Here is a 4355-nt window from a genome sequence, read left to right on the forward strand (position 1 = left end):
CCGGCGCCCGATGCCGCCGCGCCCTTCGGCGCGCGCTACGCGAGGCGGGAGATCCTCGACCCCTCGCGTCAGGTCAGTCCTCTCGCGGCGCCTCATGCCGGCATCCGCGTCCGCGACCTCCTCGCCTGAGCCCGGGTTGACCGGGAGGCCCGGACAGCATTGAGGAGCGCGCCAACGCATTGTTTCGTAGCGGGGAATCGGGAGCGACCGGCGCCCGTCAATGCCGCGCGCTATCGAATGCCGTGACGGGGCGGGCCTGACGGCCTTCCGGGCCACGATTGTACCGGCCGTGCGGGTCCGGCGGGCGACCTGGGCGCGGCGCTTGAGCGCGGGCCCTGCGGCGCCTGGTGCTGGCCGCGCCGCTGGGCGTTGGTCTTGGCGCGGGCGCGGTCCTCGGCCTTCCGCGAGCGGATGGCCGCGATGCGCTCCGCCAGCGGGATCTCGAGCTTCTCCGACCCGCGCCGGGCGTACTCGAAGTCGGGCAGGATCACGCGCGGCAGGCGCTTGCCGACGGCGCGCTCGATGGCGGAGAGATCCCCCTCCTCCTCGGGCGCGACGAAGGTGAAGGCGTCGCCCGTCAGCTCCGCCCGGGCCGTGCGCCCGACGCGGTGGATGTAGTCGTCCGGCACTTTCGGCACGTCGAAGTTGATCACGTGGCTCAGCGCCTCCACGTCGATGCCGCGCGCGGCGATATCGGTGGCGACCAGGATCCGGAACCGGCCGCTCTTGAAGCCCGCGAGCGCCGCTGTTCGCTGCGCCTGGCTCCGGTTGCCGTGGATGCGCTCGCAGTTGACGCTGTGGCGCGAGAGGAAGTCGGCCAGCCGGTTGGCGCGGTGCTTGGTGCGCGTGAAGACGAGCGCGCTCTTCATCTCGCCGCGCTTGATCAGCTCCAGCAGCAGGGAGGACTTGACGTCCTGGGCCACCGGGTACACGGCCTGGGTGATGCCGACGGCGGGCGCAGCCTTGCGCTCGAGATTGATGGTCGCCGGCTGGCGCAGCAGCTCGCGCGTCAGCGTCATGATGGGAGCCGGCATGGTCGCCGAGAAGAAGAGCGTCTGGCGCCGCGGCGGCAAATGCTTGAGGATGCGGCGGATGTCGGGCAGGAAGCCCATGTCGAGCATCCGGTCGGCCTCGTCGAGGACCAGGATCTCGAGTCCCTCGAGTTTCGCGTAGGGGAAACGGAAGTGGTCGAGAAGCCGTCCCGGCGTGGCGACGATGACGTCCACGCCCGTCCTGAAGGCGTGCTCCTGCGGCCCCATGCCGACGCCGCCGTAGACGGCCGCGCCAGACATCGGCGTGTGCATGGCCATCTGGCTCAGGTGCTCGTCGATCTGGGCCGCCAGCTCGCGTGTCGGCGTGATGATCAGCGCGCGGGTGACCCCGCGGCGCTTGGGCGTGAGGCGGTGGAGGATGGGCAGGACGAACGCCGCCGTCTTGCCGCTGCCCGTCATGGCGCAGGCGAGCACGTCGCGGCCTTCCATCGCCGGAGGGATCGCGTCCTGCTGGATCGGGGTGGGGCGGGTGAAGCCCATCTCCTTGACGCCGCGGAGGAGATCGGGGTGAAGCCCGAAGGATGAGAATGGCATAGGCCGTCATCCTCTCACAGGCGGCTTCGCTCGAGCCGTATATCGCGCCCTGTCCACGTCGACCGGTTCGCGGTACCATAGCTGGCGAACGGGGACTTCATGCCCAGGACCCAGATCGAGCCGCAGTTCCCCACCGAGCGCCTGTCCATCCTGGACAGCGACGGCAAGCTCGACACCAAGCTCGAGCCCAAGCTCTCTCCCGACGACCTCAAGCGGCTCTACCGCGCCATGGTGCTGGGCCGGCGCCTCGACGAGCGGATGCTCAAGCTCCAGCGCCAGGGCAGGATCGGCACCTTCGCGCCGATCAAGGGGCAGGAAGCCTCGCAGATGGGCAGTGTCTTCACGCTCACGCCCACCGACTGGATGGTGCCGTCCTTCCGCGAGACCGCGTCCATGCTCTGGCGCGGCTGGCCCATCGAGAAGATCCTCTTGCTGTTTGCCGGCCGGCTCGAGGGCAGCCAGCCGGGCCCCGAGCAGCGCGACCTGCCCATCGCCATACCGGTGGCGACCCAGCTGCCTCACGCGGTGGGCATCGCGTACGGCATCCAGTACCGGGGCGAGGACGCGGTGGTCATGGCCTACTTCGGCGACGGCGCGACCTCCGAGGGCGACTTCCACGAGGCGTGCAACTTCGCCGGCGTCTGGCACGTGCCCGTCGTCTTCGTCTGCCAGAACAACCAGTGGGCCATCTCCGTGCCCATCAAGAAGCAGACCAACTCGCGCACGATCGCCCAGAAGGCGTCCGCGTACGGCTTCCCCGGCATCCAGGTGGACGGCAACGATGTGCTGGCCGTCTACGCGGCGAGCCGGGAGGCTGTCGACAAGGCGCGGGCGGGAGAGGGGCCGACGCTCATCGAGTGCGTCACCTATCGTCTCGGCGTGCATACGACGGCGGACGACCCGACCAAGTACCGCGCCGACGAAGAGGTCAAGGCCTGGGAGCAGAAGGATCCGCTGACGCGCTTCCGCGCCTACCTCGAGAAGAAGAAGCTCCTCGACGGCTCCGTCGAGGAACAGGTGGACGAGGAGATCGCCCGCGCCGTCGAGCGGTTCGAGGCGATGCCGCCCGCCGACCCGCTCGGTATGTTCGACCACGCCTACGCGGAGCTGCCGCCGGACGTGGCGGCCCAGCGCGCGGAGCTGGCGGTGCGCCTGGAAGCCGCGGCGGACGCCACCGCACCCGCCGGCGCCGAACCCGTCTCGCCCCCGATGCGGGGCCAGCGGAGGACCAGCCGTTGGCAGAACTGATCATCGTGAGGGATTGACGGGGCGCCGCATGGCAAAGCTGAACATGGTCAAGGCCCTGAACCTGGCGCTCCTGGAGGAGATGGAGCGGGACCCGGACGTGCTCGTCATCGGCGAGGACGTGGGCGTGGACGGCGGAGTCTTTCGCGTGACGGAGGACCTGCACCGGCGCTTCGGCGGCACCCGCGTCATTGACAGCCCGCTCGCCGAGGCGGCGATCATCGGCTGCTCGGTCGGCATGGCGCTCTACGGCCTCAAGCCCGTCTGCGAGATCCAGTTCTCCGGCTTCGCCTTCCAGTGCTTTCATCAGATCGAGAACCACGCGGCGCGCTACCGTCAGCGCAGCCAGGGGCGCTTCCACTGCCAGATGGTGATCCGCATGCCGTACGGCGGCGGCGTCCGCGCGCTCGAGCACCACTCCGAGAGCGAGGAGCAGTTCTACGCCCACATCCCCGGGCTCAAGATGGTCATCCCGTCGGGGCCGCGCACGGCGCGCGCGCTGCTCGTTGCCGCGATCCGCGACCCCGACCCCGTCGTCTTCTTCGAGCACAAGGCGCTGTACCACGCGTCCAAGGAAGAAGTGCCCGACGAGAGCGAGGCCATGCCCATCGGCCGGGCGCAGGTCGTCCGCGAGGGGCGGGGGCTGACACTGGTCGCTTATGGCGCGATGCTGCGGGTGGCGCTCGAGGCGGCGGAAACGCTCCAGGCGGAGGACGGCGTGGCGCCCGAGGTCATCGACCTGCTGACCATCTCGCCGCTCGACCGCGAGACGCTGACGGCCTCCGTCGCCAGAACCGGGCGCGCCGTCATCGTCCACGAGGCGCCGCGGAGCTTCGGCCCCGGCGCCGAGATCGCCGCCAGCATCATGGAGGGCGCCTTTCTCTCGCTCGAGGCGCCCATCCGCAGGGTCGAGGCCTACGACGTGCCGTTCCCGGGCTTCGCGCGCGAGAAGGCGAACGTGCCCGACGTCGCGCGCGTGCTCGCCGCCGCCCGCGAGACGCTGGCCTTCTAGCATGGCGAGAACCTTCGTCCTGCCCGACCTCGGCGAAGGCCTCGTCGAAGCCGAGATCCGCGCCGTCCTGGTCCACGAGGGCGACATCGTGAAGGAAGACTCGCCGCTCCTCGAGGTCGAGACCGACAAGGCGCAGGTCGAGATCCCGTCGCCCTTCGCCGGGCGCGTGGAGAAGATCCATGTCCAGCCCGGGCAGACCGTCAAGGTCGGCCAGCCGCTCGTGAGCTTCGCCGATGGCGGTGGCGCGGCGGCGCCGACACGCGCCGACGGCGGGCCGGTTGCCGCCACGCCTTCGACGCGACGTCTTGCTCGCGAGCTGGGCGTGGAGCTTCAGGCCGTGCGCGGCACGGGCCCGGGGGGCCGCATCACCGACGACGACGTGCGCGCGAGCGCGGGCAAGCCCCCAGGCGTGAGCAACCCCCCAGACGTTCCCGCGGCGCCCGCGCGCGCCGCCGCTCCCGCGGGCCCGGCCAAGCCGCTCGCACGCGTGGGCCTCGAGCCGCCGCCCTTGC

General features: G+C 70.8%; 4 protein-coding genes. 3 read left to right on the forward strand and 1 reads right to left on the reverse strand.

Features of this window, described 5'->3' with window-relative positions; translation table 11 throughout:
- Positions 1 to 230: 230 nt before the first annotated feature.
- The gene (locus VGV06_14060) at positions 231 to 1586 is read right to left on the reverse strand and encodes a DEAD/DEAH box helicase (GenBank protein ID HEV2056275.1); all 1356 of its coding nucleotides are present in this window, start codon (positions 1584 to 1586) and stop codon (positions 231 to 233) included.
- 99 nt (positions 1587 to 1685) lie between these two features.
- On the opposite strand from VGV06_14060, the gene pdhA reads away from it, so the two are divergent.
- From pdhA to VGV06_14075, 3 genes are all read left to right on the forward strand, one after another.
- The gene (gene pdhA / locus VGV06_14065; protein ID HEV2056276.1) at positions 1686 to 2834 is read left to right on the forward strand and encodes a pyruvate dehydrogenase (acetyl-transferring) E1 component subunit alpha; all 1149 of its coding nucleotides are present in this window, start codon (positions 1686 to 1688) and stop codon (positions 2832 to 2834) included.
- A 28-nt stretch (positions 2835 to 2862) separates the two neighbouring features.
- On the forward strand, positions 2863 to 3843 hold the full coding sequence (locus tag VGV06_14070) for an alpha-ketoacid dehydrogenase subunit beta (protein HEV2056277.1): 981 nt from the start codon (positions 2863 to 2865) through the stop codon (positions 3841 to 3843).
- A 1-nt stretch (position 3844) separates the two neighbouring features.
- Positions 3845 to 4355: biotin/lipoyl-containing protein (locus VGV06_14075; protein HEV2056278.1), on the forward strand; the 511-nt coding region annotated here is incomplete at its 3' end.

It is taken from the genome of Candidatus Methylomirabilota bacterium (genome assembly GCA_035936835.1).
Lineage (GTDB): Bacteria > Methylomirabilota > Methylomirabilia > Rokubacteriales > CSP1-6 > AR37.